Consider the following 400-nt stretch of genomic DNA (forward strand, 5'->3'; position numbering starts at 1 on the left):
GCCGCTACGCGATATGGAATTTGTGCAGTATCACCCTACTGGTTTGCCGGGCAGCGGCATTCTGATTACCGAAGCGAGCCGCGGTGAAGGTGGTGTTTTGGTAAATAAAGCGGGGTATAGATACCTGCAAGATTATGGTTTAGGCCCGGAAACGCCTCTGGGTAAGCCAGAGAATAAGCACATGGAACTGGGGCCACGCGATAAGCTTTCACAAGCTTTTTGGCATGAGCAGCAGGCTGGCCGCACTGGTAAACATGGCGATTCTGATGTGGTATATCTGGATTTACGGCATTTGGGCAAAGCCTATTTGCAGGAGCGGTTACCCTTTATTTGTGAGCTCGCGCAATCGTATGTAAACGTAGATCCAGCCACGCAGCTTATTCCGATTCGCCCAGCAGTG

The 400-nt window shown here is 51.2% G+C and carries 1 protein-coding gene; it reads left to right on the forward strand.

The features are described from left to right. On the forward strand, nucleotides 1–400 hold a 400-nt coding region (locus tag VT06_RS17475; RefSeq protein WP_046555611.1), incomplete at both ends, for an FAD-binding protein.

Origin of the sequence: Arsukibacterium sp. MJ3, from assembly GCF_000987765.1 — a bacterium.
Classification (GTDB): Bacteria; Pseudomonadota; Gammaproteobacteria; order Enterobacterales; family Alteromonadaceae; genus Alishewanella.